This window comes from Proluteimonas luteida (assembly GCF_021191695.1).
Classification (GTDB): Bacteria; Pseudomonadota; Gammaproteobacteria; order Xanthomonadales; family Xanthomonadaceae; genus Luteimonas; species Luteimonas luteida.
This window is the reverse complement of sequence record NZ_JAIWPT010000003.1, coordinates 255,911-275,563: the sequence shown is the minus strand read 5'-3', so window position 1 is coordinate 275,563 and position 19,653 is coordinate 255,911. Positions and strand designations below refer to the sequence as shown.

Sequence of the window (19,653 nt, the reverse complement as noted above, 5' to 3'; positions counted from 1 at the left end):
GCGTGACAGAGGAACGTGCGTGTGAACCATGTCGTCGTCGTCGGGTCGTTCAATGTCGACCACGTGTGGAACTGCCCCACCCTGCCGCGGCGCGGCGAGACGCTCGCCGGCAGCTACGCCAGCGGCCCGGGCGGCAAGGGCTTCAACCAGGCCATCGCCGCCGCCCGCGCGGGCGCAGCGACCACCTTCATCTGCGCACTGGGCGACGATGCCGGCGGCCGCCAGGCACGCCATCTCGCCGGCAGCGAAGGCATCGCCCTGCGCGCCTACGACAGCAGCCAGCGCACCGGTACCGCCGGCATCTACGTCGCCGAAGACGGCCACAACACGATCATCGTCGGCCCGGGCGCCAATGCCGACCTGTCGGCGGCCTTCGTCACCCGCCAGGCGGACGCGCTGGCCGACGCGCAGGTACTGCTGGCGCAGCTGGAATCGCCGCTCGATGCGGTGCTCGAGGCGATGCGCATGGCCCGCGCCGCCGGCGTGACGACCCTGCTCAATCCCGCGCCGGCCAATGCCGACTGCGTGCGCGAACTGCTGGTCGCCGCCGACATCCTGACCCCCAACGAGACCGAGTTCGCCGCGCTGCTGGAACGCCACACCAGCACCCGGGTCGACGCCGACACCCTGGTCGATGTCGGCGACGCGCAGTTGCACCGGCTGTGCCGCACCCTGCTGCCGCGCGGCACCGTGGTGCTCACGCTCGGCGCGGCCGGCGCCTTCGTCTCGCACCGCGACGACCTGACCCGCGGCGATGCCGAGCCGTTCTACCGCGTCGCCGCCGACAAGGTGACCGTGGTCGACACCACCGGCGCGGGCGATGCGTTCAGCGGCGCCCTGGCCGCGGCGCTGGCCACCGCGCCGAGCGCCGCATTCGCCGGGCACGTGCGCTTCGCCAACCGCTATGCCGGGCTGTCGACCGAGCAGGTCGGCGCCGCCGTCGCGATGCCGAGGCTGTCGGCGCGATCGTAGACCGCGCCGCGCCGTCGCCGATCAGCGACAATGCGCGCATGCAGATCGGGCCCTACCGCATCGAACCGAACGTGATCCTGGCGCCGATGGCCGGGGTCACCGACAAGCCGTTCCGGCAGCTGTGCAAGCAGCTCGGCGCCGGCATGGCGATGTCGGAGATGACGATCAGCGACCCCCGCTTCTGGAACACCGGCAAATCGCTGCGGCGCATGGACCACGACGGCGAACCGGCGCCGGTCGGCGTGCAGATCGCCGGCACGGTGCCGCAGCAACTGGCCGCCGCCGCGCGCCACAACGTCGACCACGGCGCGCAGATCATCGACATCAACATGGGCTGCCCGGCCAAGAAGGTGTGCAACGCCTGGGCCGGCTCGGCGCTGATGCAGGACGAGGCGCTGGTGGCCGACATCCTGCGCGCCGTGGTCGCCGCGGTCGACGTGCCGGTGACGCTGAAGATCCGCACCGGCTGGTGCGCGGCGCAACGCAACGCACCGGCGATCGCGCGCATCGCCGAGGATGCCGGCATCGCCGCGCTCGCGGTGCACGGCCGCACCCGCGACCAGCACTACACCGGCAGCGCCGAGTACGACACCATCGCCGCGATCAAGGCCGCGCTGTCGATCCCGGTGATCGCCAACGGCGACATCGACACGCCCGACAAGGCCGCGCGGGTGCTGCGCCATACCGGCGCCGACGCGGTGATGGTCGGCCGCGCGGCGCAGGGCCGGCCGTGGATTTTCCGCGAGATCGCGCATTTCCTCGCCACCGGCGCGCGCCTGCCGCCGCCGTCGCTGGCCGAGGTGCGCGACATCCTGCTCGGCCATCTGCAGGCATTGCACGCGTTCTACGGCGAGACCGCCGGCGTGCGCATCGCCCGCAAGCACCTGGGCTGGTACGCGAAGGACCGGCCGGAGCACACCGTCGAGCAGCGCGCGCATTTCCGCGCCGTGGTCAACCGCGCCGACAGCGCCGCGCTGCAGCTCGCGCTGACCCGCGACTACTTCGACGCGCTGATCGACGGCCGCGACTGGCAGGCCGCGCAGGCGGCATGACAATCCCTTCGATGCCCGGTATCGCGCAAGGACGTTGAAAGGCTCCGGCCCGGAAATCCGCGAAGCGGCAATCCCCGCTCAGCGCCCGCTGGCGGCCGGCACGACACGGCCGGCGGCGGTCGCGTCCACCGGCTCGGTCCAGATCCGCGACCAGGTCGCCTGCCAGGTCGCCCCGATGTCGCGCGCCATCGGCGCCTGACGCGGCGCGATCGCGGTCCAGCCCGCGCCGTCGCGGCGGGCGACCGCGAAACGGAAGAAGTAGTCGGGTTCGCTGCCCATGCGCAGGTCGCTGAGCTGCAGGGTGCCGTCGACCACGTGCGCGCCCATGAAACCGTGGTTGAACCAGGACAGCCGGCGTACCGCCGGCAGGTCGGCGTTCGCGCGCAGCGCGGCGACATCGGACGGGTACGCGGTGAAGCGCATCGGCCCGCGGTCGGCGACCAGCGAGCGATAGCCCTCGACGTAGCCGTCGGGGGTCATCGCCACGACCCGCCACAGCAGCGTGGTCGCCGGCATCGGCACCGAGAAGCGCGGCGCATCCTGCAGCCCCATCGCCGCCAGCGCGCGGCCGGCCTCGCGCTCGACCAGCGCCTTGGCGGTCAGCGACCAGCCGATGTAGCCGCAGCTGAGCACCAGCCCGAACGCCAGCGCGCGCCCAGCGACGGGCCGCGCCCCTGCGACGGTCGCGACCAGCACGCCGACCAGCAGCCACACCGTGTACAGCGGGTCGATGATGAACAGGCTCGACCACATCGCCGGCGGCGGCTGCAACGGCCACAGCAGCTGGGTGCCGTAGACGGTGAAGGCATCGAGCAGCGGATGGGTGACCAGCGCGAGCTGGATCGCCCAGAACCAGCGCGTGGGCGAGGCGGCGACGCGCCCGTTGCCGAAACGGCGGAACAGCCACCAGATCAGCGTCGCCGCCAGCGGCAGCACCAGCAGCGAGTGGGTCAGGCCGCGGTGCAGGGTCATCCGCAGCACCGGGTCGTCGGTCATCAGCGCGACCGGAATGCCGTCGAGGTCGGGCAGCGTGCCGAGCACCGCGCCCGCAGCCAGCGCGGCGCGGCGGTGCGCAGCGGGCACGACCGCGGCGGCGACCGATGCGCCGAGCAGGATCTGGCTCAGGGAATCCATGCACGCATCATCATCGACCCGGACCGGCCGCGGCAACGGCGCGCTCCCAGGTCATCCGCGATCATTCATCGCCGCGCCAGCGCCACAGCGCCAGTGCGCCGTAGCCCAGCGCCAGCGCGGCCAGCGTCGCGACCTGCGGCCAGACCTCGGCCAGGCTGGCGCCCATCTGGTTGAGCCGCACCATCGCGTTGATGCCCGGCGTGGTCGGCAGCAGCTGCGACGCCGCGTGCAGCCAGGCCGGCGTCGACGGCCATGGCCACGACAGGTTGGACAGGAAGAACAGCGGCACCGAAGTCATCAGCAGCAGCTGGAACGCGCGCTCCGGGCTGCGGAACAGGCTGGCCAGCAGCAGCCCCAGCGCCACGATCGCGGCGATGAACACCGAACCGGCGGCCAGCAGGCCCGGCAGGTTGCCGCCGCGCGGGTAATCCTGCGCCCAGAACGTGAACCCGGTGTAGTACAGCAGGCTGGTCATGCCGACCAGCCAGAACAGGCAGGCCGCGGCCGCCAGCTGCACCGGGCGCGCCCGCAGCCGCCGGCCCCGCGCCATGCGCAGGCCGCCGCCGAGCACGCAGATGCCGATCAGCAGGGTCTGGTGCACGATCAGCGCCGACACCCCGGGCACGATGCTGCTGCCGTAGCCCTCCTGGGTGTTGAACAGCGGGCGCTTGACCAGGGTATACGGCGCGCTGGTCGGTGCGCCGGCATACATCGCCTGCGCGGTGGCCACCTCCACCGCCCAGCCGCGGATCGCATCGCCCATGCCTTCGAGCACGCTGCTGGCCCGGCCGAGGAACGCGCCATTGCCCAGCAGCACCAGCTGCGCCTGGCCGCCGCGCGCGAGATCGCGCTGCAGGCGCCCCGGAATGTGGACGATGCCTTCGGCGTGCCCGGATTCGATCGCGCGGCGCGCGTCGGCCAGGGTCAGCGGCGTGCCCACGACCTCGATCGCGCGCATGCTGTCGAGCTTGCGCAGCAGCGCCCGGCTCTCCGCGGAACGGTCGTCGTCGACCACCACCACCGGCAGGCTGCTGGCCACTTCGTTCCGGTAGGCGGTCGGATAGAACACCGAGTACAGCACCACGGCCAGCAGCATGGTGACCACCGCATAGCGGTTGCCGAGCAACGCGCGCCAGGTCCAGGCGAACGTGGCGCGGAACCCCTGCGGGCGGCCTGCCGCGCTCATGCGGCGGCGCCCGCGGCCGCCCGGCGCGCCGCGCGCCGGTACAGCCAGTAGCCCGGCACCCCGGCCAGCGGCAGGAACGCGGCCAGCGCCAGCAGCGGTGCCAGCGATGTGCCGGCCGCGCCGCCCATGTCGAGGGTGCGCGCCTGCAGCACGACGAAATGGGTGAACGGCAGGATCGCGTTCCACACATGCAGGAAACGGCTGCCGTCGTTGATCGGGAAGGTCGCGCCGGCGAAGGCCATCACCGTGCCGGCGTACAGGCTGCAGATCGACAGCGAGGTGCCGAGGTCGCGGGTCAGGCCGACCAGCAGCAGCGAGACGCTGGCATACGCCGCGTACAGCAGCACGATGCCGGCCAGCAGCGCCAGCATGCCCCCGGCATTGCCGAACGCGTCGCCCGCGCGCCAGGCCGACAGCAGCACCCCGACCACGCCATAGGAGGTGAACAGCAGCAGGTACGGCAGCAGCTTGCCCAGCACCGCGGCGGACGGCCAGCGCTGCGGCGCCAGCCACGCCGCGAGGCTGCCGTCGCGCAGTTCGCGGCCGAGCGACGTCGTCATCGCCAGCATCGCCGCCAGCAGCAGCAGCGCCGGCACCAGCAGGCCGAGCAGGAAGCGGCCGAGGTTGCGCTCGGGGTTGAACAGCACCCGCGCCTGCACCGCGACCGGTGCGTCGCGCACCGTCGCCGGTCCGGCGGCCAGCGCGACGGACGACACCACCACGTCGCGGTTGAAGGCGTCGACGACATCGCCGATGTCACGCGCGGCCGACTGCCCGGCAGTCAGGTAGCTGGCGTTGTAGTAGGCCAGCAGCGTGCCGGCCTGCCCGCGCGCGACCTCGCGCGCGGCGCGCGGCGGGATGTGCACGACCGCGAACACGTCGAGCTTGCGCACCAGCGGCCACGCCGCCTCCAGCGAGAGCGGCGCCGCGACCACCTCCAATCCGGGGCTGGCATCGAGCATCCGCACCAGTTCGCGGCTCTCGGCGCTGCGGTCCTGGTCGACCACCGCGATCGGCAGGTCGCGCATCACCCCGTCGCCCATCAGCAACGCCAGCACCAGCAGCAGGCCCCAGGGCAGCCAGGTCACCAGCGCCAGATCCCACCGGTCGCGGCGCAGCCGCCCGAGTTCGCGCCGCGTCGCGGCCAGCAGCGCCTCGCCCCAGCCGGTCAGCCCTGCGGCCATGCGAACAGCACGCTCATGCCCGGGCGCAGGCCGTCGACCTTATCCACCGGCCGCGCCCGCACCTCGAAGCTGTGCACGTCGAAACCGGCCGACTGCCGGGTCGCGCGCCAGGTGGCGTAGTCGCCGGCCGGGCTGACGTAGTAGACCTCGAATTCGACCGCCTTGCGGCCCAGTGCGGGCACGTCGCCATGCACGCGCATGCCCGGGGCGACGCCGTGGAACTGGTCCTCGCGCAGGAACAGCGAGACCCAGGGATGGTCGATGTCGACCAGCTTGAACACCGGGTAGCCGGCCGGGACGATCTCGCCGACGTCGGCCATGCGCCGGCTGATCTCGCCGGCGGCCGGCGCGTGTCCGCGCACCTCGGCCTCCGCGGCCTCCACTTCGGCGACCGCGCCCTCGGCCTGGCGCACCTGGGCGTGGGCCGCGGCCTTGTCCTGGCTGCGCGCGCCGGCACGGGCCATGTCGTACTGGGCGCGCGCGGCGGCTTCCAGGCCGGCGGAACTGCGCGCCTGCGCCTGGGCCTCGTCGCGCCGCTGGCGGCTGACCACGCCCTCGCCGTAGAGCCGGTCGAGCCGCCGGAACGTGGATTGCGCCAGCGCATTGCCGGCCCGCGCGCGCTCCCATTCGGCCTCGGCGGCGCGGATGTCCTCCTCGCGCGCGCCGGCATCGGCCTTGTCGGCCTGCGCCTGCGCGGCGTCGCGCACCGCGCCGGCCTGCTGCGCCTTGGCCGCGACCTCGGGCGAGTCCAGCTCGAACAGTAGCTGCCCGGCCTCGACCCGGTCGCCCTCGCGCACGTGCACCGCCGCCAGCCGGGCGCTGACCTTCGCGGCCACGTTGAGGCTGTCGGCATCGACCATGCCCTGCACCTGGCCCTGCCCGGGCCGGAACGCCAGCCACACGCCAAGCACCACCACCACGACAACCAGCACGACGACGGCCGGCAACAGCCGGCGGCGACGCGCGTGCGGCTGCGGATCGGAGGACGGGTTCTGGCTCATGGGGCGACCACCTGGGCTGTTGCGGTTCGGGACAGGGCGTCGAAGCGGGCGGTCTGGCCGCTCATCTGCAGTAGCTCGGCCAGCGCGACGTCGTAGGCATAGGCGGCCTCGGCGCGCTCGACCTGCGCGCCGCCGAGGGTCAGGCGCGCATCGATGACGTCGAGCGAGGTCGCCATGCCCTCGCGGAACGACAGTTCCTGCAGGCGCAGGTTCTCGGCCGCCTCGGCGATCGAACTGTCGAGCAGCTGGTACTGCACGCGCGCGGTTTCCAGCGCATTCCAGGCCTGGGTCACGCCGATGCGCAGCTGGTTGCGCGCCTCGCGCAGGCCCGCCTCGGCCTCGTCGTGTTTCGCGCGTGCCGCCGACAGCTTCTGCGAACGGCCCTGCCCCGACAGGAAGGTGTACTTCAGGCCGATGCCGAAGGCCCAGTCCGGATCGTCGAGGAACGCGTCCTGGCGCCGGAAATCGTACTGGCCGAAGGCGTAGATCGTGGGCTTGTACTGCGCCTGCTGGGCGCGCACGCCATGGCCGGCCTGGGCCACCATCGACTGCAGCCGGCGCACCTGCGGATGCGAGGCCTCGGCCGCGTCGATGAACGCCTCCAGCGTGCCGACCGGCGCCGCATGCACGAACAGCGGGCTGACCGGCTGCACGTCGCCGCCGGCATGCAGCAGCAGCGCCAGCGTCGCCCGCGTGCTGTCGAGATCGTTGCGCGCCTTGCGGTACTCGCGCTCGGCCTTGTCGCGGGCGACCGTGGCCTGCAGCCGCTGGGCGCGGCTGGCGAAGCCTTCCTGTTCAAGCCGCAGCGCATCGTCGAGGTGCCGCTGCAGGCCATCGCGCACCGCGGTGCGGATCGCCAGCGCCTGCTCGGCCAGTTGCTGGCCGTAGTAGGCGTGCACCAGTTGCACCGCCAGCGTCTGCTGCTGCAGCAGGCGCTCGGCGTCGGCCTGTCCGACCGCCGCCTCCGCGGCGCCCTGCGCAGCGGGAATGAGGCCGCCGGTGTACAGCGGCATCGTCGCGGTCAACAGCGGCCGCGTGCGCCAGTCGTCGAACTCGAACGTCAGCGGCGAAGGGATGCCGAACACCTCGGCGACCGGCGCCAGCGAGCCGAGCGGCAGCTCGACGGTCTTCTGGAACCGCATCCTGCGGATCTCGGCGCTGACGTCGGGCACCCGCAGCCGGCGGGTGGCCGCATGCTCGGCCGCAAGGCCGCGCACGTTGGCGTCGGCGGCCATCAGCGCATCGGAGCGCTCGAACAGGTGCTGCTCGGCCTGCGCATAGCTCAGCGGGACCGCGGTGCCCTGCTGTGGTGGTGGCGCGCCCGGTTGCATAGCGCCCGGCTGCAGCAGCTCCTGCGGCGGATCGTCCGCCGCGATGGCCGGCAGTGGGCAGTTGGCCGCCAGCCCGACGGCCAGCAGCACCTTCGTCGTTCGCATCCCGATTCGCGTCATTGCCCGGAAAATCCCCACGCCCCGATGCCGCCCGATCTCCACGCCGGCATCCCTGCTTCCATCATCCATCGTTCGTACCGCCGCCATCCTTGCCTTCCGGTTTCCATGCATCCCGTCCTGTCGCTGCAAGGTACCGTGCACCACGCGGCATCACGACTGTACGCCACCGTATCCTGGGAGTCACATCATGAAGCTGCGCCAAAGAACCGCAGGGAGCGGTTCTTGACAACGCGCAGCGTTGGCCCTCGCCGATGACCGGAGAAGACGGCTGCGTAGGTCGGCCCATGCGGCCGACGGGCGCGGCGTCACGGATTCTCAAGGCGTCGTGGGACCCGCCTGCCCGGCCCGGCCGGAATCCCGGCGTCGGGGGCGTTGCCCCGACCTACGATCGCCCCCGGAATCGGCGAGGGCGAATTGCTCCCCGCGGCTCAGTGCACCGACGCGCCACAACACTTCTTCCATTTCCTGCCGCTGCCGCAGGGACAGGGATCGTTGCGGCCGGGCGCGGGCGCGCGCCGGACCGGGGTGCGTACGACCCTCTCCGCCAGCCGCGTCTCGTTGAGGTCGAGCAGCAGGCCGGGGACCGAGGTCAGCAGATCCCAGCGCGCGTCGAGATCCAGCCGGTCCTGCGGCGGGATGCCGAGTTCGTCGGCGTGCGCATCGTCGGTGGCCGACAGGCGCACCAGGTCGGCGACGTCCGCGCACAGATCGTCGTCGGTTGCCATCCAGGCTTCCCAGGCATCGCCGCGCAGCGACATGCCGTGCAGGAATCCCCCCGCCCACAGCGCGCCGACCGGAAAATCGGGCGGGATCGCATCGAACGGGTCCGCGTCGTCTCCGTCCTCGTCGCCGGTGTCGGGCAATGCGATCAGCGGCATCAGCTCGAAGCCATCGTCGGACGCGTCCGGCGCCGGCAGTTCGTCCTCGTACGGAAGCGGCTGGACGACCCGCCAGGCGATGTGGTTCCAGAGCTTCGTCAGCAGGCCCATCTCCTCCGAGGCCTGCCGCTGGTCGGCCCACGCCGGCACCTCGCCGAACACGTACGGCAGGTATTCGCGGGGCATCACCAGCTCGCCCGGACCGACGATCAAGGCCGAGAAGAATCCGTCCAGGGTCTCGAGCGGCATGCCGCCCTGCCCGATCCGCGGCGCCAGCAGTGCCTCGAGGGCGGCGACATCCTGCTCGTCCAGTGGACCGGCGGCTGCGGGCTGGGTCATGCTGGGTTTCCTTGCGTTGGGGCGGCAGGCGGGAGTTTAACCCCCGATCAATGCAGGCCCCGCCTGTCATGCACGCCGGCACGCGGACCTGTATCATCCCCCGCCATCTTTCCATCCGAATATAGGGATATAGCCCCGATGTCCAACTACCTGTTCACCTCCGAATCGGTCTCCGAAGGCCATCCGGACAAGATCGCCGACCAGATTTCCGACGCGGTGCTCGACGCGATCCTGGCGCACGACAAGCGCGCGCGCGTGGCCTGCGAGACCATGGTCAAGACCGGCGTGGCGATCGTCGCCGGCGAGATCACCACCAGCGCGTGGATCGACCTCGAGGCCCTGACCCGCAAGGTGATCCTGGACATCGGCTACGACAGCTCGCAGGTCGGCTTCGACGGCGAGACCTGCGGCGTGCTGAACCTGATCGGCAAGCAGTCGCCGCACATCGCCCAGGGCGTGGACCGCAAGAAGCCTGAGGAAATGGGCGCCGGCGACCAGGGCCTGATGTTCGGCTACGCGACCAACGAGACCCCGACCTTCATGCCGGCGGCGATCCACTACGCGCATCGCCTGGTCGAGCAGCAGGCCAAGGTCCGCAAGAAGAAGAACTCGCCGCTGCCGTGGCTGCGCCCGGACGCCAAGTCGCAGGTCACGCTGCGCTACGTCGACGGCGTCGCCACCGCGATCGACGCCGTGGTGCTGTCGACCCAGCACGATCCCGACGTCAAGCAGAAGCACCTGATCGAGGCCGTGCGCGAGGAGATCCTCAAGCCGGTGCTGCCGGAGAAGTGGCTGCACAAGGGCACCAAGTTCCACATCAACCCGACCGGCAAGTTCGTCATCGGCGGGCCGGTCGGCGACTGCGGCCTGACCGGGCGCAAGATCATCGTCGACACCTACGGCGGCTGGGCGCGCCACGGCGGCGGCGCGTTCTCCGGCAAGGACCCGTCGAAGGTCGACCGCTCGGCCGCGTACGCCGCGCGCTACGTCGCCAAGAACATCGTCGCCGCGGGCCTTGCCGACCGCTGCGAGGTGCAGGTGTCCTATGCCATCGGCGTCGCCGAGCCGACCTCGATCTCGGTCACCACCTTCGGCACCGGCAAGGTGCCCGACGAGACCATCGAGAAGCTGATCCGCAGGCATTTCGACCTGCGCCCCTACGGCATCATCCAGATGCTGGACCTGATCCACCCGATGTACCAGCCCACCGCGGCCTACGGCCACTTCGGCCGCAAGCCGAAGGAGTTCAGCTACACCGACGGCGCCGGCAAGTCGCACACCGCGACGGCGTTCTCGTGGGAGAAGACCGACAAGGCCGACGAACTGCGCGCGGCCGCGAAGCTGAAGTAAAGGCGTCGCATCCATCGCGCGTCGACGAACGGGCCGCTTCTGCGGCCCGTTCCTTTTCCGGTGCTTCTCCCGGGCGGGACAGCCATCGACGATCGCCACGTCCCGCCACCTTCCGTCCCGGCCCGATGCGATCACCCGTTGTGCATTGCGGAGTTCGCATGCTATCTGTGCAGTGCAGCACAGCGCCGCGCCTCTCCCGGAGCCCGTCCACGATGCCCGCCAGTTACGACGAAATGCTCGATGCCGACGGCAACGTCCGTCCGCACTACCGCGCGTTCGACGACTGGCTGCAACGGACCCCGCCCGAGGAAGTCGCGCACAAGCGGCGCCAGGCGGAGATCTCCTTCCACCGCGTCGGCATCACCTTCTCGGTCTACGGCGAGGAAACCGGCAACGAGCGCCTGATCCCGTTCGACATCGTGCCGCGGATCGTGCCGGCCGGCGAGTGGCGCATGCTCGAGGCCGGCCTGCGCCAGCGCGTGCATGCGCTGAACCTGTTCCTGGGCGACATCTACGGCGAGCAGCGGATCCTGCGCGACGGCCGCATCCCCACCGAACTGGTGCTGGGCAACAGCGAATACCGCAGGGAAATGCAGGGGCTCAAGCTCGCCGGCAATGTCTACTCGCACGTCTCGGGCATCGACCTGGTCCGCGCCGGCGACGGCGAGTACTACGTGCTGGAGGACAACCTGCGCGTCGCCTCCGGCGTGTCGTACATGCTGGAGAACCGCAGGATGATGGCGCGGCTGATCCCCGAGCTGTTCGCGCGCCAGCAGATCGCGCCGGTGGAGCGCTATCCCGACGCGCTGTTCGACATCCTGCGCCAGTGCGCGCCGGCCAACATCGACAATCCGGTGGTCGCGGTGCTGACCCCGGGCGCGGCCAATTCGGCCTATTTCGAGCATGCCTTCCTCGCCCAGCAGATGGGCGTGGATCTGGTCGAGGGCGCGGACCTGTTCGTCAAGGACGAGATGGTCTACGCGCAGACCACGCGCGGCGCGCAGCGGGTACACGCCATCTACCGCCGCATCAACGACGACTTCCTCGACCCGACCGTGTTCCGGCCCGAGTCGATGCTCGGCGTACCCGGGCTGTTCGGCGCCTACCGCGCCGGCAACGTCACCCTGGCGAACGCGCCGGGCACCGGCGTCGGCGACGACAAGTCGGTGTATCCCTACGTGCCGGACATGATCCGCTACTACCTCAGCGAGGAGCCGATCCTGCACAACGTGCCGACCTGGCAGCTGCGCAATCCCGACGACCTCAAGTACACCCTCGAACGCCTGCCCGAGCTGGTGGTCAAGGAAGTCCACGGCGCCGGCGGCTACGGCATGCTGGTGGGACCGGCCTCGACCCGCGCCGAGATCGAGGCGTTCCGGCAGCGCATCCTCGCCGATCCGGACAACTACATCGCCCAGCCGACGCTGTCGCTGTCGACCTGCCCGACCTTCGTCGAGAGCGGCCTGGCGCCGCGCCACATCGACCTGCGCCCCTACATCCTCAGCGGCCGCCGCATCCACGTGATCCCCGGCGGGCTGACCCGCGTCGCGCTGCGCGAGGGCTCGCTGGTGGTCAACTCCTCGCAGGGCGGCGGTACCAAGGACACCTGGATCATGGAGAACTGACGCGTGCTGTGCCGAACCGCCGAAGACCTGTACTGGGTGGCGCGCAGCATCGAGCGCGCCGAGAACACCGCCCGCCTGCTGGACATCGCCCAGCGCATCGCGCTGCTGCCCGAGCGCCTGGACCGCGGCAAGGCCACGGCCGCGCCATGGCGCCGCGCGCTGGACTCGCTGGGCATCGCCGGCAGCTACGCCGCCAGCCACGCCACGATCGACGCCGAGGGCGTGGTCCACCACCTGCTGCTGTCGCCCGCCAATCCCAACTCGATCCACAGCTGCCTGCTGCGTGCGCGCGAGAACGCACGCGCGCAGCGCGTGGCGATCACCGCCGAGATGTACGAGGACCTCAACACCTCGTGGCTGGAGATGCGCCGCCTCGACGCCACGCGGCTGCGCATGAACGGCCTCAGCGACACGCTGGAATGGGTCAAGACCCGATCGGCCTCGTTCCGCGGCGTCACCATCGGCACCCTGGGGCGCGGCGAGGGCTACCACTTCCTGCAGCTGGGCGCGTTCATCGAGCGCGCCGACTGGGCGATCCGCCTGCTCGACCTGATCAGCAGCGACGACGACCTGCCCGAGACCGGCGAGGCGCGCGACGCGGTGCAGTATTTCCAGTGGAGCGCGCTGCTGCAGTCGCTGTCGGCATTCGAGACCTACCGCCGGCTCTACCGCGACTCGGTCAGCCCGGCCGGCGTTGCCTCGCTGATGCTGCTCAACAGCGACAACCCGCGCTCGCTGCAGACCTGCCTCGGCGCCGCCCACCGGATCCTGCAGGCGCTGTCGGGCGGCACGCCGCTGGAAGTGGTCCGCCAGGCCGGCGCCCTGGCCGCGCAGTCGCGCTACGCGCGCATCGACGAGATCATCGCCGGCGGCATGGAGGCCTGGCTGCAGGACACCATGGCGCGGCTGGCGGGCCTGGGCGCCGAGATCCACCGGCAGTTCATGAGCACCGCCAGCGCGCTGCCGTCGGGCCCGACCGCGACCCGCCAGGCGCAATGGCAGACCTCGGCGTGACACGCGCGCACCCGCAGCGTGCACAATTGCGCCCTGCCCGCTCACCCCCAGGCCTGCCCACTCCATGACCTACTGCATCGGACTGAACCTCGACGACGGCCTGATCCTGGCCTCCGACTCGCGCACCAACGCGGGCGTCGACCATGTCCGCCGCGCCGGCAAGATGCGGGTGTTCGCACAGGACGGCGAGCGCGTCGTGGTCACCCTGTCCGCCGGCAACCTGTCGCTGACCCAGAACGTGCTCAACCTGCTGGAACACCGCTCGCGGCACGAGACCGGCAGCCTCGGCATCCTCAACGCGCAGTCGATGTTCCAGGTCGCGCAGCTGGTCGGCGACGCGATGCGCGAGATCCGCAGCCGCGACGAGGCCTACCTGCGCGACAGCGGCATCGACCCGACCGGCTCGTTCATCGTCGGCGGCCAGATCAGGGGCGAGGCGCCGCGGCTGTTCCTGGTGTACTCGGAAGGCAACTTCATCGAGAGTTCCGACGAGACGCCGTTCTTCCAGACCGGCGAGATCAAGTTCGGCAAGCCGATCCTCGACCGGGTGATCTCCTCGCACACCAGCCTGGTCGAGGCCGCCAAGTGCACGCTGGTGTCGTTCGACTCGACGATCCGCTCGAACCTGTCGGTCGGCACCCCGATCGACCTGCTGGTTTACCGCCGCGACAGCCTCAAGGTCGAGATCCAGCAGCGTTTCGAGGACGACGACCCCTACCTGCAGGCGATCCGCGACAGCTGGAACACCAGCATGCGCCGCGCGGTCGAGGCATTGCCGCTGCCCGACTGGGCGTGAGCGGCTGGCGGGTCCCGACCCGCCGTGCCGCCGCGATGACGATGGCGGGTCGAGCCCGCCCTACGGCGCCGCATCCTCCTGCGGGCGGTGCTTCACGTAGCGGTCGAGCCACGCATCGGTCTCGTAGAGCATGTGCAGGATCGACTCGCGCGCGCGGTAGCCGTGCGACTCCTTCGGCAGCATCACCAGCCGCGCGTTGCCGCCCAGGCCCTTGATCGCGGCGAACATGCGCTCGCTCTGCAGCGGGAAGGTGCCGGAGTTGTTGTCCTCCTCGCCATGGATCAGCAGGATCGGATCCTTGATCCGGTCGGCGTAGTTGAACGGCGACATCTTCAGGTAGGTGTCCTGCGCCTGCCAGTAGTTGCGCTCCTCGGCCTGGAAGCCGAACGGGGTCAGCGTGCGGTTGTACGCGCCGCTGCGGGCGATGCCGGCGGCGAACAGGCGCGAATGCGCCAGCAGGTTGCCGGTCATGAAGGCGCCGTAGGAATGCCCGCCGATGGCGATGCGGCGGCGGTCGGCCACGCCGCGACGCACGACCTCGTCGATCGCGGCCTCGGCGCTCGCCACCAGCTGCTCGATGTAGGTGTCGTTGGGCTCGGCGTCGCCCTCGCCGATGATCGGCATCGACACGTCGCTGAAGACCGCGTAGCCGGTCGCCAGGTAGGCCTGCGGGCCCCAGTAGCCGATCGCATTGAAGCGGTATGGCGAATCGGTGACCTGGCCGGCGGCGTCCGCCGATTTGAACTCGCCCGGATAGGCCCACATCAGCAGCGGCAGCGGGCCGTCGCGCGCGGCATCGTAGCCGGCCGGCAGGTACAGCGTGCCGGTCAGGTCCACGCCGTCGCGGCGCTTGAAGCGGACCAGTTCCTTGTGTACGTCGCGCAGCTGCGGCGTGGGATGCGGGAACGCGGTCAGCGGCACCGGTGCGGCGCCGTCGGCCGCCTGCAGGTCGCGCAGGTAGTAGTTCGCCGGCTCGGTGGGCGACTCGCGTGTGGTCAGCAGGCGGGTCGCGCCGGCGTCGAGCAGCGCGGCCGGTGCCTCGTAATGCGGTGCCTGCGACTGGAACAGCCGGGTGCTGCTGCCGTCGGCCAGGTTGTGGCGGTCCAGGAACGGGCGGTCGCCCTCGTCCGAGGCGCCGTCGCCGATGCGGTAGACGCTGTCGCCGTCGGCGGCGATCAGCAGCCGCTGCCTGCCGTTGTCGTCGGGCATCGTGACCGCGGTGCCGGGATCGGCATAGCGGTCCTCGAACGAGCCGTCGCGCAGCAGCGCCGGCGTGCTGCCGGCGACGTCCGGGCGCAAGCGCCATTCGCGGACCTGCCGCGTGCGCCACCAGTATTCGGCCAGCAGGGCGAGTTCGCCGTTGCCCCACTGGGTACCGCCGTAGCGCATCGACAGCTCGGCCAGCACCGCGGGCGCATCGCGGAACGGCGCGGCCTGCATGTAGACCACGTCGCGCACCGATGCCTCGCGCGCGGGATCGCCGCCGTCCTGCGCCTCGGCCCAGACCAGCGTCGCCGGCGCGTCGCTGCGCCAGCCGATCGAACGCACGCCGGTCGGCACCGCGTCGTTGCCGACCGGCAGGCCCTCGACCAGCGGCAGTTCGGCAACCGTATGCCGCACGCGGCCGTCGAGCCCGATGACGTCGATCGTGCGCGGGAACCGCGAATACGGCACCAGGTACGAGAACGGGCGCGCTAGGCGCTGGCGCAGCACGTGCCGACCGTCCGGCGACGGCGTCGCACCGATGTGCAGCGCCGGTGCGTCCAGCGGCGTGACCGTGCCGTCGAGCGCGACCAGCGCCAGCTGCGAGGTCAGGTAATGCGCGAACACGCGCGCATCGTCCTCGTTGCGCAGCAGGTCCTGGTAGGTGCGGATCTGCTGCACGCTGCCGCCCGGCCCGGTCTGCTGGATCGCCGGGCCGGTGGGGATGCCGTCGCCCTGCGGCGCGTCGCCCTGGTCCTGCGGCCGCAGCCGCACCAGCAGCCGCCGGCTGTCGGGCATCCACTCGAAACCGCTGCCGATGACGGTGTTCAGCGGCTGCGCGGTCGCGCGCCGCGCCTGGCGCGCGGCGACGTCCACCAGCCACAGCTCGACCACGCCGGCAGGCGTGTCGGTATGGGTGAAGGCGATGAAGCGCTGGTCCGGCGACCACGCCATCGTGCCCAGCGCCAGCGGCTGCGGCAGGCCGGCGATGCGCAGGTCCTCGCCGCCCTCGACCGGCTTGAGCCACAGGTCGGTGACGAAGCTGGCGCGGCTCGCCGCATAGGTGCGCGGATTGATGCGCAGGCCGGCGAGCTTGAGTTCGGGCTGTGCAACCTCGGCGATGCCCGGCAGCGCCGGCGTCTGCAGGAACGCGACCAGGTCGCGCCTGGGGCCCAGCGACAGCCGCGGCGGGCGCGGGGCGTCGACGATCGCCTGCAGCGCCGGCGGCGGGGTGCGGTATCCGTCCTCGCCATTGGCCGGCATCGCCTGCGCGAAGACGACGGCCGGCGCCAGCAGCACGCAGGCGATCCACGCATGGCGCCTGCGCGCCACGGCCCGAATTCGTGTCGATACCCGCATCGTTCGCTCCCCGGATTGACGGCGCGTCCCCGACGCACCCGACCGGCCACCATATCAGCGCCTCCGGCCTGCCGGCCCTCCCAGAGGTCATGCAGGCGGCCACAGCCGGTGGTTCACGGCGACGCGTCCTCCGCGGCGGGTTTCTCCGCGACGGGAAACGCGGGACTATCATCCAGATCCGCCCGCGAAGCGCGCAGCCCGCCGATGCCCTGCCGCGGCGCGGCATCCGGAGCGGGCCTGACCCGCCGGCGCGGACGCCCGGCATCGGAGATGACGAAATGAAGAGCCACACGCGTCGGAAGTTTCTGGTCACGGGCGGCGCCGCCGGACTGCTGGTGGCGATCGGCGTCCCCGCACTGGCGCGCACACTCGCCCGCGGCGCGGCGCGCGCCACGGCCGCCACGGCGGTCACGGAGGTGTTCGGCGACGGCATCCGGCTGACGGCGGTGGCCGTCGAATACGATGCGCCGGTCCGTGGCGACGGCCTGACCGCATCGGATTTCCAGGTCGAGGGCCGCACCGTCACCGACGTCTACACGAGCACGTCGGCCAACCCGGCCGACCGCGCGGACGCCGGCCGCTTCGTCATCGTCGGCCTGTCGCCCGGGGACGACAACGCCCTGCTCGCCGAGAAGCTGCAACTGCAGCGCGCCGGCCAGGCGTCGCCCGGCGGCGCCGGCGGTCCCGGAAAGGCCGGCGACATCCCGGCCTACGACACCGTCTACCGAGAACCCCGGGCCAGCGTCGTGCAATCGGGCGTGCTGGCCGCGGCCGACGGCGGCGTCATCCCCGCAAGCGGGCACGCGCTGGAGACCAGCCGGGTCGAGAACCTGATCGTCGACGATTTCCGGCAACTGGAATTCCACGACCCCGCGACCGGCAGGACACTCCGGTACAACCTGTTCGTGCCGAAGGACTACGACCCGGAGAAGTCCTATCCGCTGGTGCTGTTCATGCACGATGCCGGCGCGACCAGCGACGTGACCCGCACCACCCTGTTCCAGGGGCTGGGCGCCGTGGCCTGGGCCAGTCCCGCCGACCAGGCCAGCCGCCCGTGCTTCGTGCTGGCGCCGCAGTTCACCGAGATCATCGCCGACGACGACTCGCGTACCTCGGACGCGCTCGACACCACCATCGACCTGATCCGGGCGCTGGCCGACGAGTACGGCATCGACCGCGATCGCCTCTACACGACCGGCCAGTCGGGCGGCTGCATGCTGTCGATCGCGATGGACATCAAGTACCCGGACTTCTTCGCCGCGTCGTTCCTGGTGGCCGGCCAGTGGGACCCGGCGCTGGTGAAGCCGCTGGCCCGGCAGAAGCTGTGGATCCTGGTATCGCAGGACGACGCCAAGGCGTTTCCCGGCCAGAACGCCATCGTCGACGTGCTGGCGCAGGAAGGCGCGAAGATCAGCCGCGCCACCTGGGACGGCACCTGGAGCGCGGCGCAGTTCCGCGAGGCCTTCGACGCGATCGACGCCGAGGGCAGCCCGATCAACTACGTGACCTTCGCCCCGGGGACCGTCATCCCGCCGGGACAGTCGGCCGCGGGCGCCAGCGGGCACCGCAACACCTGGCGTATCGCCTACAGCATCGCGCCGATCCGCGAATGGATCTTCCGCCAGCACCGCGGACAGCCCGACCCGCAGTGACCCCGCGCGGACACATGTCCGCGTCGGGAGTCTCGCCGCGGCCCTGTCAGCCGGAGGCCACTGGCGCCGGCGCGTCCCGCCCCCACCTGGCGATCACGCGCACGTAGACCAGTTCGCCCAGCAGTTCCACCAGCGTCTGGGTCACGATGACCGCGGGCAGGACGGGAATGGCGCCAGGTACCGCGAGCGCCAGCGGCAGCACCACCAGCGAATTGCGGGTGCCCGCGCTGAACGCGACCGACCGGCCCGCGGCCGCCTCCAGGCCGAACCGGCGCGCGACCAGCCACCCCAGCAGCGGCGCGGCGATCGCGAAGGCGAGATAGACCGGCACGACGCGCAGCGCCGGACCGATGGCCGGACCGAGCTGCGGCACCACGGCCGCGATCACGACGAACAGCACCAGCGCCGTGGCCGGCACCGGCAGCACGCCGAGCAGCGTGGCGACGCGCCGACCCGCGCGACTTCTCGCGGCCCAGACCTGGGTCAGCGCGGCCAGCAGCAGCGGGACCAGGATCAGCCACGTGAACGCATGCACGAACGGCCCCATGTGCACGAGCCGCGCCGCATCCTCGCCGAGAAACACGGCGAGATAACCGGGCAGCAGCGCCATCTGGACGATCAGCAGGACCGGGGTCGCGGCCAGCAGCAGGCGGGCGTCGGCACGGCCGAGATGGGAGAACGTGACCACGTAATCGATGCACGGCGCCAGCAGGACCAGCAGCACGCCCAGGCGGATCATCGGATCGGCGGGCAGCAGCTGGACCAGGACGGCCACCAGCAGCGGAATCACCACGAAATTGGCGACCAGCAGCGCCGCAAGGAAACGGAACCGGCCGAACGCGCGCCGCAGCTCGGCCACCGGCACCTGCAGGAAGGTCACGTACAGCATCAGCGCGAGGGCCGGATTGACCGCCCGCTCCAGTGTCGCGGTGCCGGGCACCAGCAACGCGACGGCCGCGGCCGACGCGACGGCGCAGAAATACACGGCGATCTGACGGCCTTCCAGCGCATCCCGGATCTGCTGTTGCCCCATGTCGTCTCCGCGTCGTGCAGGCCGGTTGCGCGCGTGCTCCGCATCGGCGCCTCCTGTCGGCGGCCTGCAGGGTCGCCGATGGAACCGCGCCATCGATCCGCCAGCTTACCGGGGAACGTGTTTTCCCGTCGCGCCGCGCTGTCGCGAAGGACGCTCCCGGCGTCGGGGGCGTTGCCCCGACCTACGAGCAAGGAGGCTTCGTAGGTCGGCCCCACGCGGCCGACGTGCGCCGCGCCCGGATTCGCGAGGTGTCCAGGGACCCGCCGACCCGGCCCGACGGAAATACCAGCGTCTGGGGCGTTGCCCCGACCTACGAGCGGGAGGCTTCGTAGGTCGGCCCCACGCGGCCGACATGAGCAGCGTCTGGATTCGCGAGGTGTCCAGGGACCCGCCGACCCGGCCCGACGGAAATACCAGCGTCTGG

At 71.4% G+C, this 19,653-nt stretch carries 15 protein-coding genes; 7 read left to right on the top strand and 8 right to left on the bottom strand.

Annotated elements, in window-relative coordinates:
- The first annotated feature begins 21 nt into the window (after window positions 1-21).
- Window positions 22-972: a ribokinase gene (locus tag LDO26_RS04605; protein WP_232129899.1), complete on the top strand. Its 951-nt coding sequence runs from the start codon at window positions 22-24 to the stop codon at window positions 970-972.
- A gap of 38 nt (window positions 973-1,010) precedes the next feature.
- Window positions 1,011-2,024 carry a tRNA dihydrouridine synthase DusB gene (gene dusB / locus LDO26_RS04600; protein WP_232129898.1) on the top strand — a complete coding sequence of 338 codons (1,014 nt, stop codon included), beginning with the start codon at window positions 1,011-1,013 and terminating at the stop codon, window positions 2,022-2,024.
- A 78-nt stretch (window positions 2,025-2,102) separates the two neighbouring features.
- Here the strand turns inward: dusB and LDO26_RS04595 are convergent, their stop codons facing one another.
- The 6 genes from LDO26_RS04595 to LDO26_RS04570 form a co-directional block, all read right to left on the bottom strand.
- Entirely contained in the window at window positions 2,103-3,158 is a 1,056-nt protein-coding gene (locus LDO26_RS04595) for a metal-dependent hydrolase (RefSeq protein ID WP_232129897.1), read from the bottom strand.
- A gap of 61 nt (window positions 3,159-3,219) precedes the next feature.
- Complete coding sequence (locus LDO26_RS04590; RefSeq protein WP_232129896.1) at window positions 3,220-4,344, bottom strand: ABC transporter permease; 1,125 nt, start codon at window positions 4,342-4,344, stop codon at window positions 3,220-3,222.
- Window positions 4,341-5,528: an ABC transporter permease gene (locus LDO26_RS04585; protein WP_232129895.1), complete on the bottom strand. Its 1,188-nt coding sequence runs from the start codon at window positions 5,526-5,528 to the stop codon at window positions 4,341-4,343. The genes LDO26_RS04590 and LDO26_RS04585 overlap by 4 nt, the downstream gene beginning before the upstream one ends.
- A complete protein-coding gene (locus tag LDO26_RS04580; protein ID WP_232129894.1) occupies window positions 5,513-6,529 on the bottom strand; it encodes an HlyD family secretion protein in 1,017 nt (338 codons plus the stop codon). The genes LDO26_RS04585 and LDO26_RS04580 overlap by 16 nt, the downstream gene beginning before the upstream one ends.
- Window positions 6,526-7,860 carry a TolC family protein gene (locus LDO26_RS04575; protein WP_435594029.1) on the bottom strand — a complete coding sequence of 445 codons (1,335 nt, stop codon included), beginning with the start codon at window positions 7,858-7,860 and terminating at the stop codon, window positions 6,526-6,528. Before LDO26_RS04575 ends, LDO26_RS04580 begins: the two co-directional genes overlap by 4 nt.
- 548 nt (window positions 7,861-8,408) lie before the next feature.
- Complete coding sequence (locus LDO26_RS04570) at window positions 8,409-9,197, bottom strand: UPF0149 family protein (RefSeq protein WP_232129892.1); 789 nt, start codon at window positions 9,195-9,197, stop codon at window positions 8,409-8,411.
- Between the two features lie 138 nt (window positions 9,198-9,335).
- Between LDO26_RS04570 and metK the strand changes: the two genes are divergently transcribed.
- The 4 genes from metK to LDO26_RS04550 all read left to right on the top strand — a co-directional run bounded on the left by metK (window position 9,336) and on the right by LDO26_RS04550 (window position 13,982).
- A complete protein-coding gene (metK, locus tag LDO26_RS04565; RefSeq protein WP_232129891.1) occupies window positions 9,336-10,547 on the top strand; it encodes a methionine adenosyltransferase in 1,212 nt (403 codons plus the stop codon).
- Between the two features lie 212 nt (window positions 10,548-10,759).
- Window positions 10,760-12,172, top strand: coding sequence for a circularly permuted type 2 ATP-grasp protein (locus tag LDO26_RS04560; RefSeq protein ID WP_232129890.1), 1,413 nt, complete (start codon window positions 10,760-10,762; stop codon window positions 12,170-12,172).
- 3 nt (window positions 12,173-12,175) lie between these two features.
- Window positions 12,176-13,186 (top strand): alpha-E domain-containing protein, encoded by a 1,011-nt coding sequence (locus LDO26_RS04555; protein WP_232129889.1) that lies wholly within the window; start codon window positions 12,176-12,178, stop codon window positions 13,184-13,186.
- A 64-nt stretch (window positions 13,187-13,250) separates the two neighbouring features.
- Window positions 13,251-13,982 (top strand): proteasome-type protease, encoded by a 732-nt coding sequence (locus LDO26_RS04550; RefSeq protein WP_232129888.1) that lies wholly within the window; start codon window positions 13,251-13,253, stop codon window positions 13,980-13,982.
- Window positions 13,983-14,042: 60 nt separating this feature from the next.
- On the opposite strand, the gene LDO26_RS04545 is transcribed toward LDO26_RS04550, so the two are convergent.
- Entirely contained in the window at window positions 14,043-16,544 is a 2,502-nt protein-coding gene (locus LDO26_RS04545) for a S9 family peptidase (protein WP_435594026.1), read from the bottom strand.
- Window positions 16,545-16,822: 278 nt separating this feature from the next.
- Here LDO26_RS04545 and LDO26_RS04540 point away from each other — a divergent pair, with 278 nt between their 5' ends.
- Complete coding sequence (locus tag LDO26_RS04540) at window positions 16,823-18,196, top strand: carboxylesterase family protein (protein WP_232129887.1); 1,374 nt, start codon at window positions 16,823-16,825, stop codon at window positions 18,194-18,196.
- A 46-nt stretch (window positions 18,197-18,242) separates the two neighbouring features.
- Here the strand turns inward: LDO26_RS04540 and LDO26_RS04535 are convergent, their stop codons facing one another.
- Entirely contained in the window at window positions 18,243-19,229 is a 987-nt protein-coding gene (locus LDO26_RS04535; protein WP_232129886.1) for an arsenic resistance protein, read from the bottom strand.
- Between the last annotated feature and the right edge of the window lie 424 nt (window positions 19,230-19,653).

Excerpts from the sequence above, each read along its gene's own strand:
- LDO26_RS04595 (WP_232129897.1), bottom strand. The coding sequence starts at position 3,158 with ATGGATTCCCTGAGCCAGATCCTGCTCGGCGCATCGGTCGCCGCCGCG.
- LDO26_RS04560 (WP_232129890.1), top strand. The coding sequence starts at position 10,760 with ATGCCCGCCAGTTACGACGAAATGCTCGATGCCGACGGCAACGTCCGT.
- LDO26_RS04545 (WP_435594026.1), bottom strand. The coding sequence starts at position 16,544 with ATGCGGGTATCGACACGAATTCGGGCCGTGGCGCGCAGGCGCCATGCG.
- LDO26_RS04585 (WP_232129895.1), bottom strand. The coding sequence starts at position 5,528 with ATGGCCGCAGGGCTGACCGGCTGGGGCGAGGCGCTGCTGGCCGCGACG.
- LDO26_RS04590 (WP_232129896.1), bottom strand. The coding sequence starts at position 4,344 with ATGAGCGCGGCAGGCCGCCCGCAGGGGTTCCGCGCCACGTTCGCCTGG.
- LDO26_RS04540 (WP_232129887.1), top strand. The coding sequence starts at position 16,823 with ATGAAGAGCCACACGCGTCGGAAGTTTCTGGTCACGGGCGGCGCCGCC.
- LDO26_RS04570 (WP_232129892.1), bottom strand. The coding sequence starts at position 9,197 with ATGACCCAGCCCGCAGCCGCCGGTCCACTGGACGAGCAGGATGTCGCC.
- LDO26_RS04575 (WP_435594029.1), bottom strand. The coding sequence starts at position 7,860 with ATGCAACCGGGCGCGCCACCACCACAGCAGGGCACCGCGGTCCCGCTG.
- dusB (WP_232129898.1), top strand. The coding sequence starts at position 1,011 with ATGCAGATCGGGCCCTACCGCATCGAACCGAACGTGATCCTGGCGCCG.
- metK (WP_232129891.1), top strand. The coding sequence starts at position 9,336 with ATGTCCAACTACCTGTTCACCTCCGAATCGGTCTCCGAAGGCCATCCG.
- LDO26_RS04580 (WP_232129894.1), bottom strand. The coding sequence starts at position 6,529 with ATGAGCCAGAACCCGTCCTCCGATCCGCAGCCGCACGCGCGTCGCCGC.
- LDO26_RS04550 (WP_232129888.1), top strand. The coding sequence starts at position 13,251 with ATGACCTACTGCATCGGACTGAACCTCGACGACGGCCTGATCCTGGCC.
- LDO26_RS04535 (WP_232129886.1), bottom strand. The coding sequence starts at position 19,229 with ATGGGGCAACAGCAGATCCGGGATGCGCTGGAAGGCCGTCAGATCGCC.